The sequence below is a fragment of the Archangium sp. genome (assembly GCF_045802675.1).
In the GTDB taxonomy this organism is placed as follows: domain Bacteria; phylum Myxococcota; class Myxococcia; order Myxococcales; family Myxococcaceae; genus Archangium.
On sequence record NZ_JBJMQO010000082.1, the window covers coordinates 17204 to 38393 of the forward strand.

Sequence of the window (21190 nt, forward strand, 5' to 3'; positions counted from 1 at the left end):
GTACCCAAGTTTCCACGTCCTACTCGCGAAGTCGACATGCGTACGAATGAACCCTGAAGATTCGGAGCCCAAACGCACGCCTTCTCTTCATAAGGAAATCTTCAATGCCACGACAGGTACTCGGGGTGACATGGACGGGACAATTCGCGTGGTACTCCAACAGTGGTGGCCGTGAGCGGCGAGCCCCTCCGCCCACGGCTCCGGCTCAGTGGGGAACGTGCTCGTCCGGAGGCAAGGGGGTGACGGGAGCGGTCACCTCGTCGCGAGGCGCGTGCGGCTCGGCCCCAGGCCCCCTTCCGAGCGGGCAGTACGCCCCCGACCTCGCGTCCCACTCGAACAGCTCGGCGCGGCCCACGTCGTAGAACCAGGCGTGCAGCCGGACCTCACCCGCCTCGACCTTCTGGCGCAGCAGCGGATGGGAGAGCGCGTTGTCCACCTGCAGCAGCGCGTTGCGCCGGGCCGCCTCCTCGGGAGTGCAGTCCACGGGCAACGTCCCGAGTAGCACCCGGGCCTCCTCCAGCCAGCGCCGCACCCCGAGCAGCTCGTTGGGCACGTCGCCGAGCAGGGCCCGCATGGCGCCGCAGCCCGAGTGGCCGCACACGACGACATCCGTCACGCTCAGCACACCCACCGCGTACTCGAGGGCACTGCTCACCGAGGCCTCCATGGGCGAGCCCGCACGCGGAATGAGGTTGCCGATGTTGCGCACGACGAAGAGCTCGCCGGGCTCGGTGGTGGTGATGAGGTTGGGGCTGATGCGGCTGTCCGCGCAGGTGATGAACAGGGTGTGGGGCTTCTGCCCATCGGCGAGCCGGCGGAACAGCGGCGCGTAGCGCTCCCACTGCTCCTGACGGAAGCGCTCCACGCCCCGCACCAGCCGCTCGCGGGAGGACGTGGGCGCGGGCTCCTCGAGCAGCAGCGCCGCGTCCGCCTCGGTGGGGGCCAGCAGGGGCAGCAACTCGGGGCCACCGTGCTGGCGAAGCAGCACCTGCTGGACCTCCGGCCGCGAGCCCAGCAGGGCCACCCGCGTCCCCCGCGCCCGCAGGCCCCGCACCAGCCCGAGGAACAGCTCCGAGCCCGAGGCATCCACCGCCGTCACGCCCGACAGGTCGATGACCACGCCGCGCGAGGCCTCCAGCTCACCGGCCTCGGAGCCCAGCCGCTCCAGCTTCGCGGTGGACAGGAAGGAGATGGGCCCCGAGAGCAGGAAGCGATGGGGCCCCTGGGACTCCACGCGCAGGACGCTCGCGCGCAGGCCGCCCAGGCGCACCGCCGCGATGGCCAGCGCCGCCACGAGCCCCGCCTGCACCCCGACGATGAGGTCCACCAGGACGATGGCCACGAAGGTGACGAGGTACACGCCCGCCTCGGAGCGGGAGATCTTCCAGAGGGCCCTCAGCTCGCGCGGGTGCAGCATGCGCAGCGCCACGGCGAGCAGCACTCCGGCCAGCGCGGCGATGGGGATGCGGCCCATGAGGGGGGCGAGGAGGAACACCGCGGCCAGCAGCGCCAGCGAGTGGACGATGGCCGAGCGGCGGGTGCGCGCCCCGGCCTGCACGTTGAGCGCCGAGCGGGCGATGACGCCCGTCACCGGGATGCCGCCGAAGAGGGACACGGCCAGATTGCCCAGGCCCTGGCCCACCAGCTCCTGGTCCGGGTCATGGCGAGCCCCCCGGGAGAGCTTGTCCACGGCGCCGCTGGACAGCAGCGTCTCCAGCGAGGCCAGGGCGAAGACGACGAGCGCGGTGCTCAGCAGGGGGCCCCAGCCGGACGCCGGCAGCGCGGGCCACCGGGGCGCGGGCAGCGAGCGAGGCAGCGCGCCGAGGGTCTGCACGTCCAGCCCCAGCGCCACGCAGAGCACCGTGGGGACGATGACGGCGATGAGCGGAGCGGGCAGGCGCGGCAGCACCTTGGGCAGGCCCAGCACGATGGCCAGCGTCAACACGGCGAGGGCGAGCGAGGCGGGCCGGGCCTGGTGCAACAATCCTCCCACGTGCGTGAGGACGTCGAGCACGTGGCTCTGCGCGGGAGGAGGCAGGCCGAGGGCGCGCGGCAACTGGCCGATGAGGATGATGGCGCCGATGCCCGCGGTGAAGCCGGCCACCACGGGCACGGGGACGAAGCGGATGAGCCGGCCCAGCCCGAGCACGCCGGTGAGCACCTGCAGCAGGCCCACCGCCAGGCCGATGACGAGCAGGCCCCCCACCCCGTGTTGCTGCACGGCCGAGGCGATGAGCACCGCCATGGCGGCGGCCGGTCCGCTCACCGCGAGGGGCGTGCCGCCGAAGAGGGCGCAGACGATGCCCGCGATGATGGCCGTCACCAGGCCCACCTCGGGAGCGACACCGGAGGCCAGGGCGATGGCCAGCGAGAGTGGGATGGCGATGCACGCCACGGTGAGGCCCGCCAGCACGTCTTCCTCGAGGTGGCGGGGGGACAGCAGGGCCTTCCACTCGGGGAGGAGACGGCGCAGGCCGAGATCGAGACGCAGCGGGGACGAGCGCGGCTGGGACCGCGAGACGGACGACGAATTCATGAGGAGAGACCTCTGGAACGAAGGCAAGGCGCGGCCCTGGCGCCTCCAGCGCATACGGCCGGAGGCACACGGGTGACCCGCGCGGTCGAGACCACGAGCGAGCGCTTCCGTCAGGACACTCACTCCCCCGCGACGCCGGGTGGAGCGAGGGCTTCAAGCCCTGGAGGGCTCGTCTTCGGGAGGCTGCCTTCGAGGGAGCAACGCCACGCGCCAGCGGGCACCGGCCTCCCGGGGAGCCACCGCGGGGCATCGCATCCGGAGCGACGGACGCGGGCTCCGGACGGACGGGCGGGAGGTGTCTCCGGAGCTGGGCTGGAGGCGCCAGCGCTCGCCCATGCCGGCGACCTGGGAGAGCAGCTCCACCTCCGGCCCGGCCTCTTCCTCGGACTGCGTACCGCTCGGCGAGGACGGGCCGCAGGGCAGGCTCAGCCGGCTTCCCATGCCTCGAGCCACGGGCTGCTGTGCCGACAGCACGAAGAGCAAGCCCAGACTGAGAAGGAAAGACCACCTCATCGGCCGCGACACCCCCAGACGCGTAGCCTGGATAAGACCTGTGCGCCGGGGCAGCCAGTGCGGACGGCCCGGGCGCGTTCGCCTTCCCGACACGAAGGGCCGGACTGTCCGGCAGGAGAGACGCATCTGTCCTCCGGATGGAGTGGGCCTGGGGAGCGGACCAGCAGCCATCCGCATCCCCGCTGCCCATGAGCCCGTCACGGGATTAGACTCTGTCCAAGATGGCCACCAAGGACGAACTCCTCTCCGACGTGCTGCGGCTCCCGCCCAAGGAGCGCGCCGAGGTCGCCCACAAGCTCATCCTGAGCCTCGAGGACGGGCCGGAGGCCCAGGACGCCGAGGCTGCCTGGGATGAGGAGTTGGAGCGCCGAGCCCGCGAAGTTCTCGACGGCACCGTGAAGACGGTTCCGTGGGAGGAAGTCGAAGCGCGAATGGCCACACGGCATGGCGATGAGGGGCGCTTCGGCTAGGATGCGCGCCGCCTCTCATGTCCCCTGCCCCCCAGATTCTCGTCGTGGCTGGCGAGGCGTCCGGTGACGCCCACGCCGCCGAGCTCGTCGCCGCCCTCAAGGCCCGCCGTCCGGACCTCACCTTCTTCGGAATGGGAGGCTCGCGCCTCGCCGCCCAGGGCGTGGAGCTGCTCTACGGCGCCCACGAGGTCAACGTCATGGGCATCACCGAGGTGCTGCCCAAGATTCCCCGCATCCTCCAGGTGATGGGAGGCCTGGCCCGCGCCGCCGCCGAGCGCCGCCCCGCCTGCGCCATCCTCGTGGACATCCCCGACTTCAACCTCCGGCTCGCCGCCCGCCTCAAGAAGCTCGGCATCCCCGTGGCCTATTACGTCTCGCCGATGATCTGGGCCTGGCGCCGCGGCCGCGTGAAGACGATCGCGAAGCTCGTGGACCGGATGCTCTGCATCCTCCCCTTCGAGGAGGACTTCTACCGCGAGGCCGGGGTCGCCGCCCGCTACGTGGGCAGCCCCGTCGTCGAGCAGATGCCCTCCCCCGCCAGCGCCGCCACCTTCCGCCAGAAGCTCGGCCTGCCCGTGGAGACGCCCACGCTCGCACTGCTGCCGGGCAGCCGCATGAGCGAAATCCGCCGCATCCTCCCGGCCATGGTGGGCGCGGCGAAGCAGCTCGTGGCCGAGCGCCCCGGGCTCCAGGTGGTGGTGCCGGTGGCTCCCACGATTCCTCGCGAGGAGATCATCTCGCGCTTCGAGGGCAGCGGCGTGCAGCCAGTGCTCGTGGACGGCCGGGCCCCCGAGGTGGTGGGCGCCAGCGACGCGGCCATCGTGGCCTCGGGGACGGCGGCCCTGGAGGCGGGGCTGATGCAGCGCCCCTTCGTGGTGGTGTACCGCGTCTCGCTCGTCACCTACCTCGTGGGCCGGATGATGCTGAAGGTGGCGCACGTGGCGCTCGTCAACCTGCTCGCCGGCCGCCGCGTGGTGCCCGAGCTGCTCCAGGGCGACATGACCCCCGAGCGCATCGCCGGGGAAATCCGCCGTCTGTGGGTGCCGGGCACACCTCGCGAGGAGATGCTCCAGGGACTGGAGGAGGTGCGCACCCGGCTCGGGGAGGCCGGCGCCGCGGCCCGGGCGGCCGAGTCGGTGCTGGAGCTGCTCCCCGCCCCCGCGAAAGTCTAGGAGCGGACCTCCCGCCGCTCTGCTATGTCCCGCCGCGCAATGAACCCAGCGCTGGTGTGCATCCCCACCTACAACGAGCGGGACAACCTCGAGCCCATCACCCAGGCGGTGCTCGCGGCCGATCCCCGCGTGGACATCCTCGTCGTCGACGACAACTCTCCGGATGGAACGGGGAAGCTCGCGGACGAGCTGGCGGCGAAGGAGCCGCGCATCCGCGTCCTGCACCGCGAGAAGAAGCAGGGCCTGGGGCGTGCCTACCTGCATGCCTTCCGCGTCGCGCTGGAGGCGGGCTACCAATACATCATCGAGATGGACGCGGACTTCAGCCATGACCCGCGCTACCTGCCCACGCTGCTGGACACGGCCATGGGCGGGGCGGACCTGGTGCTCGGCTCGCGCTACGTGAGCGGTGGCGGCACGGTGAACTGGGGCGTGGGCCGCAAAGTCATCAGCCGGGGCGGCTCGCTCTACGCGCGCAGCATCCTGGGCGTGGGCGTGCGCGACCTCACCGGCGGCTTCAAGTGCTTCAACCGCCGCGTGCTGGAGACGATCGACCTGGAGGCCGTGAAGAGCACCGGCTACGCCTTCCAGATCGAGCTCACCTACCGCTCCCTCAAGAAGGGCTTCACGGTGAAGGAAATCCCCATCGTCTTCGAGGACCGCCGCGTGGGGCAGTCGAAGATGAGCCGGAAGATCTTCGTCGAGGCCCTGACGATGGTGTGGAAGCTGCGCCTCTCGGTGTAGAGGGGCCTATGTCCGAGCAGCTGTCCCTGTTCCTCGTCTCGCTCCCGGCGGTCCTCTTCGTGGTGGATCCGGTGGGCGTGGTGCCCATCTTCCTGGCGATGACGGCGGGGGACTCGGAGGAGAAGATCCGCAACACGGCGAGGCGCGCGTGCATGGTGGCGTGCTCGCTGCTGCTCTTCTTCGCCGTCTTCGGCGGCGTCATCTTCAAGGTATTCGGCATCTCGCTGGGCGCCTTCCGGGTGGCCGGCGGCATCCTGCTGCTCATCACCGCGCTGGACATGCTGCGCGCGAGGGCCTCGGAGACGCGCACCACGCCGTCCGAGCAGCAGGAAGGCGAGAAGAAGGAGGACGTGGCGCTGGTGCCGCTGGCGATGCCGCTGCTGGCGGGCCCCGGGGCCATCGCCACCGCCATGGTGCTGATGGCGCGGGGCGGCGACAGCCTGCTGTCGGCCGTGCCCGTGCTGGTGGCCATCATCCTCACCTTCCTGACGAGCTACTTCGTGCTACGCGCCGCGGGCTTCGTGCAGCGCGTGCTCAAGCAGTCGGGTGTGGCCATCCTCGAGCGCGTGATGGGGCTCATCCTCGCGGCCATCGCGGTGCAGTTCATCGCCGACGGGGGCAAGGATCTGCTGCGCGAGAAGGGAGAGCCCGCGCCGGTGTCTCAGATGCTGGAGGAGACCCAGGCGCCGCCGTCGTCCTTCGTCAGGGCGCCCTTGGCCTCGCCGCCCAGCGACAGCTCGTCCGGGGCCGCGCGCTGCGCGTCGTAGATGTAGCCGGTGCCCCGAGGCTGGAGGTAGAGCACCACGGCGTCGGTGGTGATGGCCTGCACCACCTTGTAGTTTGTGCCGACGCACCGGGGCTCGTCGGCGGCGAAGAGGCGCTCGAGCATGGCCTGCTCGGGCCGGCGCACGAAGACGAGCACCTGCGAGGGCTCGTCATGCCCGCCCGCGGCCAGGCCGGCCAGGAGCTGCTGGGGCACCTGCTCGCGCATGAGCGCCTGGACCAGCTCGCACTTGCTGGTCTCTTCCTCGGGCTTGATGAGGGAGGCGCGCGAGCGCATGCAGCCGGTGGCGGCGAGGGCGAGCAGGGCGGGCAGCACGAGTCGCTTCATCCGTCGGTTCTCCTTGAGGGGGTGCATTACGGGGAGGGGGTGCTTCACAGCTTCCGCCACCGCGGCGGAAAGGGGGTGGAGGACAGGGCGGGCGGCTCCACGGCGAGGATGTACTCGGCGCGCCGGTTGGAGGCCTCGTCCGTCTCGTCGGGAGTGGGCACGGCCGGGGACTGCTCGCCGAAGCCCTCGTAGAAGATGGGCAGCTCGAGGCCCTTCTTGCGCAGGTAGGCGGCGATGCCGCGGGCGCGCTCGAGCGACAGCGCGCGGTTGGAGGCCGTGTCCCCCACCGTGTCGGTGTGCCCGAGGATGTAGAGGCGCAGCTGGGCGAAGCGGCCGTAGCGCTTCACCGCGTCGGAGATGAGCGCGTGGCTGGCGTCCAGCTTGCGCCGCTCGGCCGCCGGCACCTCCGCGCGGCCCGAGGCGAAGTTGACCTCCTCATGCGGGATGTCCACCCGCCACGGGAAGAGGTCCACGCCCGTGTAGAAGTCCGAGGTGTCGAAGGCCTTGAGCGAGATGCGCAGCACCTTGCCCTCCGCCGCCGGCCACGTCACCTCGAGCGGCCGGCCCGCGGGCGCGCCGTCGAAGGGCACCTCGCCCTCGAAGGCCTTCTTGCCGGTGTCCATGAGCACCGTCACCTCGGCGCGCGCGGCGGGCCGGGACAGGGAGAAGCGCAGCGTGCGCCCCGCCACGTCCACGTCCTCGGGCACCACCGTCAGCCTCAGCGGCCCGAGCAGCTCCGCGTCGAAGGACAGCGGCATGCGCGCCTCCTCCGCGTCCGCGAAGCGCACCACCAGCTCGCCCTCGTAGTGGAAGCGGCCCTCGGGCTGCTCCAGTGGCAGGGTGCGCGTCACGCCCGGCTGCCCGCCGCCCTTCACCTGTACCTTGTGGCCGTCTCCCCGCTCGAGCACCACCTCGAAGCCAGCGATGGGCTCCTCGATGTGCACCCGCAGGGCCGGCAACCCCTTGCCCACCGCGGCCCGGGGCTGGAGCGACACGCGCACCGCGTCCGCGAGCGCGCAGAGAGGCGAGAGGGTGAGGCACAGCAGGAGCAGGCGGCGAGCGTTCATGCGGGGTGGTTTCCTCCGGGGTCGAGCCACCCACCCTGGCCGGGGCGCGAGGCTCGTGCAACGCGAACCCGGGTCGGGTCCCGGAGTAGTGTCCGGAACAGGCCCTTGGGCGGCGAGCATTCCACACAGCCTCGGTTTGTGACGACCTGGCCCTCACCCTGGCCCAGAAGGACGCACGGGGAGCAACCTGGGAGGCGAGGGAGGGTGCGCCACTCAGGGCACGCCGACGAGGGTGATGCCCGCCTTCTGCGCCCCTCGGAACAGCTCCGGAGCATCCAGCAGCACCGTCTTCCCCGCTTCCAGCGCCAGCACCTTCGCCCCGACTTCCTGCATGACCTCGAGCGTCCGCGGCCCCACCGCCGGCAGATCGAAGCGCAGGTCCTGCCCCGGCTTGCAGCGCTTCACCACCACCGCGCCCGCGCCCGCGTACTTGCCGCCCCGGCGGATGGCCTCGTCCGTGCCCTCCACCGCCTCGAGCGCCAGCACGTGGCCGTTGTGCACCACCACCGTCTGGCCCACGTCCGCCTGCCCCAGCAGCGTGGCCACCTCGCGCCCCAGCGCCACGTCCTTCTCCTGTGCCGCGTGCAGCCGAGGCCCCGCCAGGTGTCCCTCGGGGCACAGGGCCTGCGCCAGCCAGTCCGTGGGCGCGACGATGGTGATGCCGTGCGACTCGAAGTAGTCCGCCACCGCGCGCAGCAGGGCGTCATCCCGGAAGCTGCGCAGGCGCGAGATGATGCGCACCGCGCCCAGGTCCGGCCTCGCGTCCGACAGCGCGCGCACCCGGCCGATTCCCCCGGCCATCGCCGCACGCTTCACGCCCGCCTTGCTGAAGGCCCGGACGATGCGGTCCACCTGCCCCAGCCGGACCCACGTCAGCTCGGCGACCTCCGACTCCAACGCCGGATCCGCCTCACCGCGGTGGGCCACCGCCACCACCTGCAGCCCCTGCTCCCGGGCCGCGTCCGCGAACAGGAAGGGCAACCGTCCATTGCCCGCGATGAGGCCGATGCGCTCCAAGGTCACTCAGCGCGTCAGGCCGCGCTTGCTCTGGTTGACGAAGTTCAACAGGTACTCGATCTCCGAGTGCCCGCCCATCTCCGTCTGCAGCTGGGCCACCGCCTCCGAGAGCTGCAGCTTCGCGCGGAAGAGGACCTTGTAGGCCTCCTTGATGCGGCCGATCTGCTCCTCGGAGAAGCCGTGCCGCTGCAGGCCCACCACGTTGAGGCCGGCCAGCTCCGCCCGGTCTCCCTGCGCCGTGCAGTACGGGGCTACGTCCATCGTCACCATGGAGCCGCCCGCGATGAACGCGTGCTTGCCCAGCCGGGTGAACTGGTGCACCGCCGCCAGCCCACCGAGGATGACGAAGTCCTCGAGCGTCACATGCCCGGCCAGCGCCACGCTGTTGGCGATGATGCAGCCATTGCCCACCACGCAGTCGTGGGCCACGTGGCTGTAGGCCATGAAGAGGTTGTTGTTGCCCACCCGCGTCACCCCGCCACCACCGGCCGTGCCGATGTTGAGCGTGGCGGACTCACGGATGGTGTTGCCGTCGCCGATGATGAGCTGGGTGTCCTCGCCCGCGTACTTCAGGTCCTGCGGGGCCCCGCCCACCGAGGCGAACGGGAAGATGCGGTTGCGCGCGCCAATCGTCGTCCGCCCGTCGATGACGACGTGGGGGCCGATGCGAGAGCCCTCGCCGATCGTCACCCGCTCGCCGATGATGGAGTAGGGACCGACCTCCACCGTCTCGTGGAGCCGGGCCCCGGGGTGGACCACCGCAGTGGGGTGAACCTGCGCCATGGTGTTGTCTACCTCGTGCCTTCTCAGGAAGCGTCGGCCGTGGAGCCGCTCGCGTCCTTGTCCTTGTCCACCACCGTGGCGAGGAACTCGCCCTCGGACACCTTCACTCCGTCCACCGTCGCCGTGCCCTTCGTCTTCCAGATGGCGCCCTTGTGGCGGATGACCTCGACGTTGAGCTGCAGCCGGTCGCCGGGAACCACCGGCTTGCGGAAGCGCGCCCCGTCCACGCCCATCAGGTAGGTCACCTTGCGCGTGGGGTCCATGTTCTCCGTCTTGTAGGCGAGGATGGCCGTGGCCTGCGCCAGCGCCTCCAGGATGAGCACTCCCGGCATCACCGGGTGCCCCGGGAAGTGGCCGTTGAAGAAGGGCTCGTTGATGGTGACGTTCTTGTAGGCCACCAGCTTCTGGCCCGGGATGATCTCCACCACCCGGTCCACCAGGAGGAACGGATAGCGGTGCGGCAGCAACTGCTGGATCTCCTGGATGTCCATCATCCGCCCTTCTCCTTCTTCTCGAGCAACTCCACCCTGCGCCGCAGGGTACGCACTTCCTTGAGCAGGTCGCCGAGCTGCCCGAGCGCCGCCGAGCTGCGCAGCCACTCGCGATGCGGCACGGCCGGGCTGCCGCTCACCACCTGCCCGTCTTCCACGTCGTGCGCCACACCGGACTGGGCGCCGACCTTGGCCATGTCGCCCACGCGGATGTGGCCCACCACGCCCACCTGCCCCGCCAATACCACGCCCATGCCCAGCTCGGCAGAGCCCGACACGCCCGCCTGCGCGCAGATGAGCGAGAGCGGGCCCACCTTCACGTTGTGGGCGATCTGCACCAGATTGTCGATCTTCGAGCCGCGGCCGATGACGGTTTCGCCAATCGTCGCCCGATCGATGGTGGTGCAGGCCCCCACCTCCACGTCGTCCTCGATGCGGACGATGCCGGCCTGGGGCACCTTGTAGTGCTCCGGCCCGCTCTCACCCTCGGGGTTGAAGGCGAAGCCGAAGCCGTCCGCCCCCACCACGCACGAGGCATGGAGGATGACGCGCGCGCCCACCTGGCAGTGCTCGCGCACGGTGACGTTGGGGTAGAGCAGGCTGTCCTCGCCAATGCCCGCCCCCTCGCCCACGTAGGCGCCGGGGTAGAGCACCGCGCGAGCCCCCACGGTGGCGTTCTTCTCCACCGTGGCGCCCGCCATCACCGTGGCCTCCGGGTGCACGCGCGCCTCGGCGTGCACGTGCGCGCCGGGCCGCACGCCCGCCGTATACGAGGGCCGCGGGTGGAAGAGGCTCGAAAGCCTGGCGAAGGCCAGGTGCGGATTGGCCACACGCACCAGCGACACGCCCTCGCGGGGCTCGGCGTCCGGCCCCACCAGCACGGCCGAGGCCTGGGTGGCCTCGTACTGCCGGCGGTAGCGCGGATTGCCGTAGAAGGAGAGCTCTCCCGGGGCCGCCTCGGCGAGCCCGTTGAGCCCCGAAATCAGGAGGCCGGCGTCACCGGCGAGCTCACCACCCACGTGGGTGGCGAGCTCCCCGAGCCGGCGCGGGGTGGGTGCGTGCACGGAGGAAGGCCTTACTTCTTGGGGGCGTCCTTGGCGACGGGGGCGTCCTTCGCCTTGCCCTTCGCCGAGCTGTTGTAGGTGCGGATGACCTCGTTGGTCAGGTCATACTGGTTGAGCGCGTACACCAGACCGGAGTCCCGCTTCTCGAAGACCATGCCCAGGCCCTCGCGCTCGGCGATGTCGTGGATGACACCGTCGATCTTCCCAATGATGGGCTCCATCTCCTTGCGCTCGCGCTCGGCGGCCTCACCGCGGCTCTTCTCCCACTTCTGGGCCAGGTCATAGACCTTCTTCTGCAGGTCCGTGGCCTTCTGCACGCGGGTCTCCTCGCTCATGGCGCTGGCCTGCTTGTCCAGCGTCTCCTTCTCCTTGCGGAGGGCCTCCTGCTCGGAGTCGATTTCCTTCTGCCTGCTCTCCAGCCACTTCTGGAGGCGGACCTTGGCGGCCTTGCCGTCATCCACCTCGAGCATGACGCGCTGGTAGTCGACGTAGCCGAGCTTCACCTCGGCGGCGGCGGCGAGGGTCGGCACGGCGAGCGACAGGGCAAGGGCCAGAACCGACAGTTTGCTTCGAAGCGACATGTGCGACAGCTCCTCGGGGGAAGGTTTGAAACTTCGACGTCCCGCCCCGCTCCCCTGTTCAACGGCCGAGAGAATGGCCGCTCGGGGAGCGGGCGGACGACGTATCAGAAGAAATTGCCGATCGTAAACTCGAAGAGGATGGGCTCGTCTTCCGCGCGCTTGTTGAGCGGGATGCCCCACTCGAAGCGCAAGGGGCCAACCGGCGAGAACCACCGGAAGCCGAAGCCCACCGAGTGGTAGAGGCCCAGGAAGCGCTGCTTCTGCAGGCCCGGCTCGTTCTCGAAGAACCGCTGATTGGCCGCGAAGGCGTTGCCGGCGTCATAGAAGACGACGCCGCGGATGCCGGCCTTCTCCAGGATGGGGAACTCCAGCTCGAAGTTGAGGATGAGCTGCTTGTTGCCACCCACGTTGAGCCGCTCGATGGGCGCGTCCGGCGAGCCCGAGCGCGGGGCCAGGATGGACGGGCTGATGCTGCGCAGCAGGTAGCCGCGCACCGAGTTGATACCACCCAGGTAGTAGAGCTCGGAGATGGGCAGCGGGCGGTTGGGATCCAACTGCTGGATGTAGCCGATGGTGGCGTTCGTCTTGAAGACGGCGCCCAGGGGCAGCGGGAAGTAGAGCCGCGAGTAGGCCGTGTAGCGGGTGAAGAGGAAGGGCGAGCTGCCAAGGGCCAGGAAGGGCGGCGCGTACTCCACCGAGCCGTAGTGGATGAAGCCCTTGGAGGGGAAGAGGCGGTTGTTGCGCTTGTCGTAGGTGACGGACAGGCGCACGGAGCTCGTCACGCCGCTGAGGAAGCGGTTGGCCAGCAGCACGCCGCCGAAGTTCTGCGCGGCCGTGACGTCCACGTGCTCCTGCGAGTAGCCCACGTTGACGAGCACGTCCTCGAGCACCTGGTAGCCCAGCGACAGGTTGCCGCCCGTGGACCGGCGGGTGAAGTCGACGTAGTCCGCTTCCACGCGGAAGAAGTCCGCGGACAGCAGGAAGTTGGTGTCCAGGAAGTACGGGTCGAAGAACGACAGCTGGACGAGCGAACGCAGGCTGGAGATCTGCGCCGAGGCCGACACGCTCTGGCCCCACCCCAGGAAGTTGTTCTGCGACACCTGGGCCGTGAAGATGAAGTTCTCCACGTTGGAGAAGCCGAGGCCCACCTGGAAGGTACCGGTGGCCTTCTCCTTCACCTCCACCTGCACGACGATGGTGTCATCGCGGCTGCCGGGCTTCTGGGTGACCTCCACCGTCTCGAAGAAGCCGAGCGCGGTGACGCGATCCTTGCTGCGGCGCACGCCCGTGCCGCTGTAGAGCTCACCCTCGTAGACGCGCAGCTCGCGGCGGATGACCTTGTCGCGCGTCTTGGTGTTGCCAATGATGTCGATGCGCTCGATGGCGACCTGGGGACCCTTCTGCACGTCGAAGGTCAGGTCCACCGTCTTGGAGTCGGCATTGATGTTGGTGATGGGGTTGATGTTGGCGTAGGCGTAGCCGCGGTCGTAGTAGACGTCCGTGACGGCCTGGATGTCCTGGCCGAGCAGCGTGCGGCTGAAGTGCGTACCCGACCCGGACTTCATCAACCGGCTCAGCTCCGCCTTGGGGATGAGCAGATCTCCGGAGAAGTCGACCTTGCCGATGTCGTAGCGCTCACCTTCCGTGATGCGGAGGGTGATGTAGATGTCGCGCTTGTCGGCGGAGAGCGAGACGGTGGGCTTGTCCACGCGGACGTTGATGAAGCCCTCGTCGTAATAGGTGGCCTGGATGACGGCCAGGTCGCGCTGGAAGACCTCCTCGCGGTAGGTGCCCTCGCTGGTGATGAAGGAGAGGTAGCCCCCCTCCTTGGTGAGCATCACTTCCTTGAGCCTGGAGACGGGGACCTTCTCCGCGCCCAGGAAGACGATGTCCTTCACCATCACCTTGGCGTTCTCGGCGATGTTGAAGACCACGTCGACCTGACCGCCCTCCACGGGGACGATCTTGTTGTTCACCTCGGCGAGGAAGTAGCCCTTGTCGACGTACTTCTCCTGGATCTTCTTCTGGGTGCGGCGCACCGCGTCCATGTCCAGGATGGTGAGGGCCTTGACCTCGATGGACTCCTTGAGGTCGTCCTGGCTGAGCTCCTCGTTGCCGGCGAGCTTCACGGCGCGGATGGAGGGGCGCTCCTGCACGCGCACCACGTAGACGACGCCGCCGGTGGGCAGGCGCTGCACCAGCAACTGCACGTCGGCGAAGTAGCCGAGCGCCCAGACGGCGCGGAGATCCTCGGCGGTCTTCGACTCGTCGAAAATCTGACCCACCTGGGTGCGGAGGGCGCGGCGCACGGCCTCGGCCTCGACGCGGCGGTTGCCCTCGATGCGGATTTCGACGACCTCGCCCTCACGGACCTCCCGGTTGGGGTTGGCCGGGGCAGCGGCACCGGGGGTGGCGGGAGCCGGGGGAAGCGCCGCGGGGGGTACGGAGGCCGGCGGAGTGCTCCCGTCCGTCTGCGCGAGCACGCGACCGGGCATCACCGTCGAGAGGGCGGCGAGGAGCGGGAGAAGGAACCTGAGCGGGAGAACGGGGAGCCTCAAGGCAGTCGGCCGGTAAAGGGCGGGGCAATCTACGGGAGGACTTCGGCGGGTCTCAATGAGAAAGCGCGGGAGGGGGGGAGGGAGCGTCAAGCCTCGGTCACCTGGCCGGCCACCAACCTCAGCCGCCGGGGCATGGAGCGGGCCAGGGTTTCGTTGTGGGTGACCACCACGGCGGTGATGCCCAGGTCCCGGTTCACCTCGCGCAGGAGCTGGTGGATGCCCTCGCCGGTGGCCGGGTCCAGGTTGCCGGTGGGCTCGTCGGCCAGCAGCACCGCCGGCTTGAGCACCAGGGCCCGGGCCAGGGCCACGCGCTGGGCCTCGCCCCCGGACAGCTCCCCGGGACGGTGCTCCACCCGGCTGCCCAGCCCCACCCGCTCCAGCAGCTCGCGGGCGTCGGTGTAGGTCTGCGTCCGATCCCTCCGCTGGATGAGCGCCGGCATGGCCACGTTCTCCAGCGCGGTGAACTCGGGCAGCAGGTAGTGGCTCTGGAAGACGAAGCCGATGGTGCGGTTGCGGAAATCGGCGATCTCCGCGTCGTTCATCGCGAAGACACTGCGGCCTTCGAAGAGCAGCTCGCCGGCGGCAGGCATGTCCAGGGTGCCGAGCACGTGCAGGAAGGTGCTCTTGCCCGCCCCGGACGCCCCGATGAGGCTCACCATCTCGCCCTTCTCGATGTCCAGGGACACGCCGCGCAGCACGTCGATGCGCTTGCCGTGCAGGAAGTAGCTCTTGAAGACGTTGCGGATGGAGAGCAGCGACATCACTCCGCCTTGAGGCCTTCCACCGGCTCCACGCTGCTCGCCTTGAGCGCGGGATAGATGGACGCCAGGTACGTGACGAGGACCGCGATGACCACCGAGAGCGCGGTCTGCACCGGCTCGATCTTCACCGGCAGGTTGGGGATGTAATAGACGGACGGGTCCAGTTTGATGCCCACCCGCAGGATGAAGTAGCACCAGCCCAGGCCGGACAGGAGCCCCAGCAGGCCGCCCGCCACGCCAATCTGCAGGCCCTCGGCGAGGAAGATCTTCACGATGCCACCGTCGGAGACGCCCAGCGCCTTGAGCACGGCGATCTCCTTGCGCTTCTCCAGCACCAGCATGATGACCGTGGCCACGATGAGGCCCGCCGCCACGATGATGATGATGGACAGGATGATGCCCATCACCAGCTTCTCCAGCCGCAGGGCGGAGAAGATGTTGCGGTGGATTTCACCCCAGTCGCGGGCGCGGTAGGGGTAGCCGCCCAGCTCGCGCCCCACCGCCTGGCCGATGCGCCGCGCGTCATCCACGTCCGCCACCTTCAGCTCGATGCCGCTGGGGCCATCCGCGCCGAAGAGCTTCTCCGCCTCGGACAGGAGGATGTAGGCGAACTTGGCGTCGTACTCGTACATGCCCGAGTAGAAGATGCCCGCCACGCGATAGGCGCGGCTCTTGGGGATGAGGCCGGCGGGGCCCAGCTCGGCGCCCTGCGGGGAGATGACGTTCACCCGGTCGCCCACCACCACGCGCAGGATGGTGGCCAGCTCGCGGCCGAGCACGATGCCGGGCAGCACCTTCTCCTCGCCGCTCTTGGTGGACTTGCCGATGATGGGATCCTCGGCCTCTTCCGTGTCGTCGTCCTTGTCGTCGTTCGAGGGCTGCTTGCCGAAGCCGCCGAACGCGCGCCGGGGAGCGATCTTCTCGGGCGTCTCGAGGTTGTCGAGGTTGCCGCCGGGCAGCATGTTCTGGCGCAGATCCAACACCGAGCCCACGGTGTCCGGGTCGATGCCCTTGAGGACGATACCCTGCACCTCGTCCTCGGCGAGCACCATCACCGGGTTGTCGATGGAGGGCGTCTGGCCCACCACGCCGTTCACCTTGGCGATCTGCTCCATCAGCCGCTTGTACTCGGGCAGGTGGCCCGCGTACTTCGACACCACCACGTGCGAGTGCGCTCCGAGGATCTTCTTCTGCAGGTCCTCCTCGAAGCCGCTCATCACCGACAGCACGATGATGAGCGCCATCACCCCCACGCCCACGCCGCCCACGGAGAGCGCCGTCATCATCATGGTGGGCGACTGCTCGCGCAGCTTGAGGCGGTTGAGCGCCGAGGCGGCGGCGAGCGGATCCTGCATGCCCAGCGCGCGGATGCGGGAGCGCTCCACGGCCGCCTCCACCGCGCGGATGATGCCGTAGACGATGAGCGGCGGGATGATGCCGAACATCAGCACCGCAAACGTGCCCAGCAGCAGCGAGGGGCGGAAAACGCCCACGTGGCGCCGGGCCACGAAGAGCTCGAAGCCGAGCTTCAGGTCCAGCCGTCCGCTGCCCGCGGCGATGAAGCCGGTGTTGATGCCGATGACCAGCATGAGCACCAGCAGTGAGAAGACGAGCCAGTAGCCCACCACCGGGCGGCCCAGCATGTCCGCCACGTACGTCACCTCGCGCAGCCGGTAGCCCAGCGACAGCTGGAGGTCCGGAATCGCCTCCATCAGCGTCAGCATGATGGGCACGGGCAGGCCCAGGTAGATGACGCCAATGGTGGCCTCGGGCATGGCCACCCGCCGGGCGCGTGCGGCCCCGACGAAGCCACACGCGAAGGCCACCAGGGACGCGAGGATCAACGAGATGGCGAAGGCGACCGTCGGCGCGAGCCCGCCCTCCCCGCTCGACGAGCCCCCGCCACTGGACAGGAACGTCTGCAGGAGGATGAGGACCAGCTCGGACAGCAGGATGCCGCCGCCGTAGGCCCCCAGGGTGCTCCAGTAGAAGTCGCGGTACTGCGCCAGCCGCGGGTACAGCGCCGCCCCGGCCGCCGGGCTCGGACCCTCGGTGGGGGCCGGGGCCCGCCGGATGCCGGTGGCGATGAGCCCCCAACCCGCCAGCCAGACGGCCGTGCCCGCGTAGAGGTACTGGGTGCCCTGCACGCCCGCCGAGGAGCGGACGGCGGACTGCATGGGCATCAGCGCCAGCGCGTTGAGCGTCTGCACCAGCCCGCCCCAACCGAGCGCGGACAGGCCGAGCACCCCGGCCAACCGCTCCCAGGCATCCGAGCGGGTGACGGCCACGCCGAGCAGGATGGCGCCAACGAGCGCCACCAGGGCGCCGCTCCAGATGAAGCTCCAGCGGTAGACGGTCTGCCGTTCGGCGTTCACGCGGTTTCCTGCCTACTTCGCAAGCGGCTTGAGGAGGGGGAACAAAATGACGTCGCGAATGGACGGGGAATCCGTGAACAGCATCGCGAGCCGATCAATCCCGATGCCCTCACCGGCCGTGGGCGGCATGCCGTGCTCGAGGGCGCGGATGTAGTCCTCGTCGTAGTCCATCGTCTCCTGCTGGCCGCGCTGCTTGGCCTCCAGCTGGGAGAGGAAGCGCTCCTTCTGGTCGAGCGGATCATTCAGCTCGGAGAAGGCGTTGCCGATTTCCCGGCCGGCGATGAAGAGCTCGAAGCGGTCGGTGATGTCCGGGTTCTGGTCGTTGCGGCGCGCCAGCGGGCTCACGGCCGTGGGGTAGTGGGTGATGAAGGTGGGGTGCACCAGCTTCTGCTCCACGTGGTGCTCGAAGAGCGCGCCCACCAGCTCCCCGTGGTGCATGGTCTCCACGGCGCGGCGCTCGGCCTCCCCGTGCGACGTCTTGAGCAGCTCGTGGCGCAGCCGCTCCGCGTCCGCCATGTCCTTGTCGCTCAAACCAGGAACCACCTCGCGGATGGCCTCGGTCATGGGGATGCGCCGCCAGCCCTTGCCGAAGTCCAGCACGTGCCCCTGGTAGGTGACCTTCGAGTCGCCCGTCACCGCCTTCGCCGCCCCCGAGAGCATCTCCTCGGTGAGGTCCATCAGGTCCTCGAACGTGGCGTAGGCCTGGTAGAACTCGAGCATCGTGAACTCGGGGTTGTGCCGGGTGCTGATGCCCTCGTTGCGGAAGTTGCGGTTGATCTCGTAGACGCGCTCGATGCCGCCCACCACCAGACGCTTGAGGTAGAGCTCCGGGGCGATCCGCATGAAGAGATCGATGTCCAGGGCGTTGTGGTGGGTGCGGAAGGGGCGGGCCGCCGCGCCGGAGACGAGCGGGTGCATCATCGGGGTCTCCACCTCGATGAAGTCGCGCGTGTCGAGGAAGTCCCGGATGTAGCGCACCAGCTTGTTGCGCTTGAGGAAGGTCTGCTTCACCTCGGGGTTGGACACCATGTCGAGGTAGCGCTGGCGGTAGCGGACCTCGACGTCCGTGAGGCCATGCCACTTCTCGGGCAGGGGCCGCAGGGACTTGGTGAGCGGCACGAACTTCGTGGCCGACAGCGTCAGCTCGCCCGTCTTCGAGCGGAACACCGTGCCCTGCACCGCGACGAAGTCGCCCAGGTCGGTGAGCTTGAAGAGCTCGTAGGCGTCGCCGAGCGCGTCCTTCTTCAGGTGGGCCTGGATTTCGCCCGAGCGGTCGCGCAGCTTGACGAAGGCGGCCTTGCCGAAGCTGCGCACGGCCACGATGCGGCCCGCGACGTCATAGGCGGTGGGCTCGGCCTTCTCGAGCTCCTCCATGGACTGGGCACCGTGGCGGGCGAGGATCTCCGCGGCCTGGTGCTGGGGGCGGTAGCCGTTGCCGTACGGGTTGAAGCCGGAGTCGCGCCATTTGCGCCCCTTCTCGAGGCGCTGGTCGTAGATCTCCTGCTCCTTGGACCCGAGGTCCGCTTCCGCGTTCTTGTTCTCTGGAGTGTCAGCCATGGGGCATCCCGTAAGGGCGCGGCACCGTAGCCAAGCCCACTCCGGGACGCAACGAATGGACGAGACTTATGTTCCCTATGTTCCCATCAGGGCGCGGCCATCAGCAGATAGGCCCCCACCGCCGCCGCGATGAGCAGCGGGATGAGGATCTCCACCGGGAGACGGTAGTGCGCGTGCGCCAGGTGCAGACGCTTGAGGCCGAAACGGCGCTGGCGCTTCACCCGCGTCATCACCAGGGAGGCCAGCGCGGGCGGAGCCTTCTGCTTCTCCACCTGGCGCAGCCGCAGCACGGTGCTCGAGTAGCGCTGCCAGCCCTGCTGACACTCGCCGCACCCGTCCAGGTGCGAGCGGACCTCCCGCGCCTTCTCGGCGGGGAGCTCCTCGTCGGCGAGGGCGACGAAGAGGGCCTTGGTCTCGCGGTGGTTGAGCTGCGCTGACATGTCCCGGAGTCTCCACTGAAAGCCGTTCATTCCTCAAGCCGCCCCAGGAGATCCGCCAGCTTCTCCCGCGCCCGGTGGAGCCGGCTCTTCACGGTTCCCAACGGGAGCTCGGTGATGTCGACGATCTCCTCGTACGACAAGCCCTCGATGTCCCGCAGCGCCACCAGCATGCGCGGCTCCGGGTCCAACTGTGAGATGGCCCACTGCACCCGGGCCTGCTCGCGCGCCGACTCCAGCGCCGCGTCCGGCCCCGGGGGCGAGCCCAGCAGGTCCGCCAGCGCGCCCTCGCTCTGCTCGCCGTACTCCTCCGAGCGTCCCCTGCCCCGCCGCTTCAGGTACTTCAGCCGGTTGATGCAGTGGTTCTTCCCGATGCGGAACAACCACGTGGACAGCTTGGAGTCCTCACGGAACTTCGCGAGGTGCTGGTGCGCGCTGACGAACACGTCCTGCACCAGATCGTTCGCTTCCTCCCGGTCCCCCAGCATCCGCACGCAGAAGTCGTAGAGCCGGTCCTGGTGCGTGCGCACCAGCGACTCGAAGGCCTCCGGCTCGCCCCGCCGCAGCCGCGCGAGCAGCAGGCGCTCCTCACGCAGGGCGGCATCGGACTCGGCCGTGACCGGCGTCGGCGTCCTCTCGACTTCCATCCCGAGCACCCCGCTCGCTGGCACCGGTGGCCTCCCGCGCGGCCTACACCGCGCGATTCCATCCTACCCCACCCCGCGCTCCCCTGTTCCACGGCCTCGGACAGCGAGGCCGCGGAAAGGTTCCCGCTGTTTTCCGGGCTACTCGGGGACGTTGCGGTTGGGGTTCTTCACACCCATGAGCTGGGCGGTGACGAAGTCCTCGAGGCTGCCGTCCAGCACCGCGTCCACGTTGCCCGTCTCCACGCCGGTGCGCAGGTCCTTCACCATGCGGTAGGGCGCGAGCACGTAGGAGCGGATTTGAGAGCCGAAGGAGATGTCCTTCTTCTGCGCCTCGGCGGCGGCCTGCTCGGCCTCGCGCTTCTTGAGCTCCATCTCGTAGAGGCGCGCGCGGAGGATCTTGAAGGCCATGTCCTTGTTGGCCGACTGCGAGCGCTCCGTCTGGCAGGTGATGAGGATGTTCGTGGGCAGGTGGCGCAGCTGCGCCGTGGACGAGGTCTTGTTGACCTTCTGACCGCCCGCGCCACTGCCGCGGATGAACTTCAGCTCGTAGTCCTTCTCCGGGATGTCGATCTGGATGGTGTCATCGACCTCCGGATAGACGTCCACCGAGGCGAAGGCCGTCTGCCGGCGCGCGTTGGCGTCGAAGGGGCTGATGCGCACCAGGCGGTGCACGCCCATCTCGGCCTTGAGGTAGCCGTAGGCGAACTCGCCCTCGATGCGCAGCGAGACGTTCTTGAAGCCCGCCTCTTCGCCCGGCACCGAGTCGTTGAGCTCGACCTTCCAGCCCTTGGACTCGCAGTAGCGCGTGTACATGCGCATGAGCATGGCGGCCCAGTCCATGGAGTCCGTGCCGCCCGCGCCCGCGTTGATGTCCATGAAGCAGTTGGAGCGGTCCTGCTCGCCAGAGAGCATCCGCGCCAGCTCCAGCTTGGAGACCTCGGCCTCGAGCGTGGTGAGCGACTCCTCGGCCTCCCGGGCACTGTCCGCGTCATTGGCCTCGGCGGCGAGCTCGAAGAGCACCTGCGCGTCGTCCAGGCCACGCAGCGTCTTCTCGAAGGTGTTCACGCTCGACTCCAGCGTGGACTTCTCCTTGAGCATGGCCTGCGCCTTGGTGTTGTCGTCCCAGAAGGTGGGGAGCGTGGATTCGCGCTCGATCAGCGCGATGCGCGACCGCTTGCGGTCGAGGTCAAAGATGCCCCCTGAGCGCCATCAGACGCTCGCGAAGCCCGCCGATTTTCTCCATCGAGTCGTTCGCCATATGTGTCCTCAGTGTGCGCACGAACGCCGCCCGCGCGCGAGTTCCAAA

General features: G+C 69.3%; 18 protein-coding genes and 1 pseudogene. 4 read left to right on the forward strand and 15 right to left on the reverse strand.

Annotated elements, in window-relative coordinates; genetic code table 11:
* Window positions 1-205: 205 nt before the first annotated feature.
* Window positions 206-2536, reverse strand: coding sequence for a SulP family inorganic anion transporter (locus ACJ8AN_RS23810; RefSeq protein WP_407757734.1), 2331 nt, complete (start codon window positions 2534-2536; stop codon window positions 206-208).
* A gap of 734 nt (window positions 2537-3270) precedes the next feature.
* On the opposite strand from ACJ8AN_RS23810, the gene ACJ8AN_RS23815 reads away from it, so the two are divergent.
* The 4 genes and pseudogenes from ACJ8AN_RS23815 to ACJ8AN_RS23830 form a co-directional block, all read left to right on the forward strand.
* Window positions 3271-3519 (forward strand): addiction module protein, encoded by a 249-nt coding sequence (locus tag ACJ8AN_RS23815; RefSeq protein WP_407757735.1) that lies wholly within the window; start codon window positions 3271-3273, stop codon window positions 3517-3519.
* A gap of 17 nt (window positions 3520-3536) precedes the next feature.
* The gene (lpxB, locus tag ACJ8AN_RS23820; RefSeq protein ID WP_407757736.1) at window positions 3537-4691 is read left to right on the forward strand and encodes a lipid-A-disaccharide synthase; all 1155 of its coding nucleotides are present in this window, start codon (window positions 3537-3539) and stop codon (window positions 4689-4691) included.
* Window positions 4692-4730: 39 nt separating this feature from the next.
* Window positions 4731-5435: a polyprenol monophosphomannose synthase gene (locus ACJ8AN_RS23825; RefSeq protein ID WP_407757737.1), complete on the forward strand. Its 705-nt coding sequence runs from the start codon at window positions 4731-4733 to the stop codon at window positions 5433-5435.
* 8 nt (window positions 5436-5443) lie between these two features.
* A pseudogene (locus ACJ8AN_RS23830) lies at window positions 5444-6070 on the forward strand (MarC family protein); the annotation flags it as partial.
* 26 nt (window positions 6071-6096) lie between these two features.
* Here ACJ8AN_RS23830 and ACJ8AN_RS23835 read toward each other — a convergent pair.
* The 14 genes from ACJ8AN_RS23835 to prfB all read right to left on the reverse strand — a co-directional run bounded on the left by ACJ8AN_RS23835 (window position 6097) and on the right by prfB (window position 21142).
* Window positions 6097-6546, reverse strand: coding sequence for a hypothetical protein (locus ACJ8AN_RS23835; protein WP_407757738.1), 450 nt, complete (start codon window positions 6544-6546; stop codon window positions 6097-6099).
* Window positions 6547-6590: 44 nt separating this feature from the next.
* Window positions 6591-7613 (reverse strand): OmpA family protein, encoded by a 1023-nt coding sequence (locus tag ACJ8AN_RS23840; protein ID WP_407757739.1) that lies wholly within the window; start codon window positions 7611-7613, stop codon window positions 6591-6593.
* 213 nt (window positions 7614-7826) lie between these two features.
* Window positions 7827-8630 carry an LpxI family protein gene (locus ACJ8AN_RS23845; RefSeq protein ID WP_407757740.1) on the reverse strand — a complete coding sequence of 268 codons (804 nt, stop codon included), beginning with the start codon at window positions 8628-8630 and terminating at the stop codon, window positions 7827-7829.
* A 6-nt stretch (window positions 8631-8636) separates the two neighbouring features.
* Window positions 8637-9413, reverse strand: coding sequence for an acyl-ACP--UDP-N-acetylglucosamine O-acyltransferase (lpxA, locus tag ACJ8AN_RS23850; protein ID WP_407757741.1), 777 nt, complete (start codon window positions 9411-9413; stop codon window positions 8637-8639).
* A 23-nt stretch (window positions 9414-9436) separates the two neighbouring features.
* On the reverse strand, window positions 9437-9907 hold the full coding sequence (gene fabZ, locus ACJ8AN_RS23855; RefSeq protein ID WP_407757742.1) for a 3-hydroxyacyl-ACP dehydratase FabZ: 471 nt from the start codon (window positions 9905-9907) through the stop codon (window positions 9437-9439).
* Complete coding sequence (gene lpxD / locus ACJ8AN_RS23860; RefSeq protein ID WP_407757743.1) at window positions 9904-10968, reverse strand: UDP-3-O-(3-hydroxymyristoyl)glucosamine N-acyltransferase; 1065 nt, start codon at window positions 10966-10968, stop codon at window positions 9904-9906. The genes fabZ and lpxD overlap by 4 nt, the downstream gene beginning before the upstream one ends.
* Window positions 10969-10979: 11 nt before the next feature.
* On the reverse strand, window positions 10980-11549 hold the full coding sequence (locus ACJ8AN_RS23865) for an OmpH family outer membrane protein (RefSeq protein ID WP_407757744.1): 570 nt from the start codon (window positions 11547-11549) through the stop codon (window positions 10980-10982).
* A 104-nt stretch (window positions 11550-11653) separates the two neighbouring features.
* Window positions 11654-14044: an outer membrane protein assembly factor BamA gene (gene bamA / locus ACJ8AN_RS23870; RefSeq protein WP_407757745.1), complete on the reverse strand. Its 2391-nt coding sequence runs from the start codon at window positions 14042-14044 to the stop codon at window positions 11654-11656.
* A 149-nt stretch (window positions 14045-14193) separates the two neighbouring features.
* Entirely contained in the window at window positions 14194-14868 is a 675-nt protein-coding gene (locus ACJ8AN_RS23875) for an ABC transporter ATP-binding protein (RefSeq protein WP_407757746.1), read from the reverse strand.
* Window positions 14868-17243, reverse strand: a complete 2376-nt coding sequence (locus ACJ8AN_RS23880) for an FtsX-like permease family protein (protein WP_407757747.1) — start codon at window positions 17241-17243, stop codon at window positions 14868-14870. Before ACJ8AN_RS23880 ends, ACJ8AN_RS23875 begins: the two co-directional genes overlap by 1 nt.
* A 12-nt stretch (window positions 17244-17255) precedes the next feature.
* Entirely contained in the window at window positions 17256-18800 is a 1545-nt protein-coding gene (lysS, locus tag ACJ8AN_RS23885; RefSeq protein ID WP_407757748.1) for a lysine--tRNA ligase, read from the reverse strand.
* An 86-nt stretch (window positions 18801-18886) separates the two neighbouring features.
* Window positions 18887-19240 (reverse strand): anti-sigma factor family protein, encoded by a 354-nt coding sequence (locus ACJ8AN_RS23890; protein WP_407757749.1) that lies wholly within the window; start codon window positions 19238-19240, stop codon window positions 18887-18889.
* 26 nt (window positions 19241-19266) lie between these two features.
* A complete protein-coding gene (locus tag ACJ8AN_RS23895; RefSeq protein WP_407757750.1) occupies window positions 19267-19908 on the reverse strand; it encodes an RNA polymerase sigma factor in 642 nt (213 codons plus the stop codon).
* A 114-nt stretch (window positions 19909-20022) separates the two neighbouring features.
* Window positions 20023-21142 (reverse strand): peptide chain release factor 2 gene (gene prfB / locus ACJ8AN_RS23900; protein ID WP_407757751.1). Its coding sequence is split into 2 segments (ribosomal slippage): window positions 20023-21072 and window positions 21074-21142, totalling 1119 coding nucleotides; the frame shifts between segments, so codons are not numbered across the junction.
* Window positions 21143-21190: the final 48 nt, after the last annotated feature.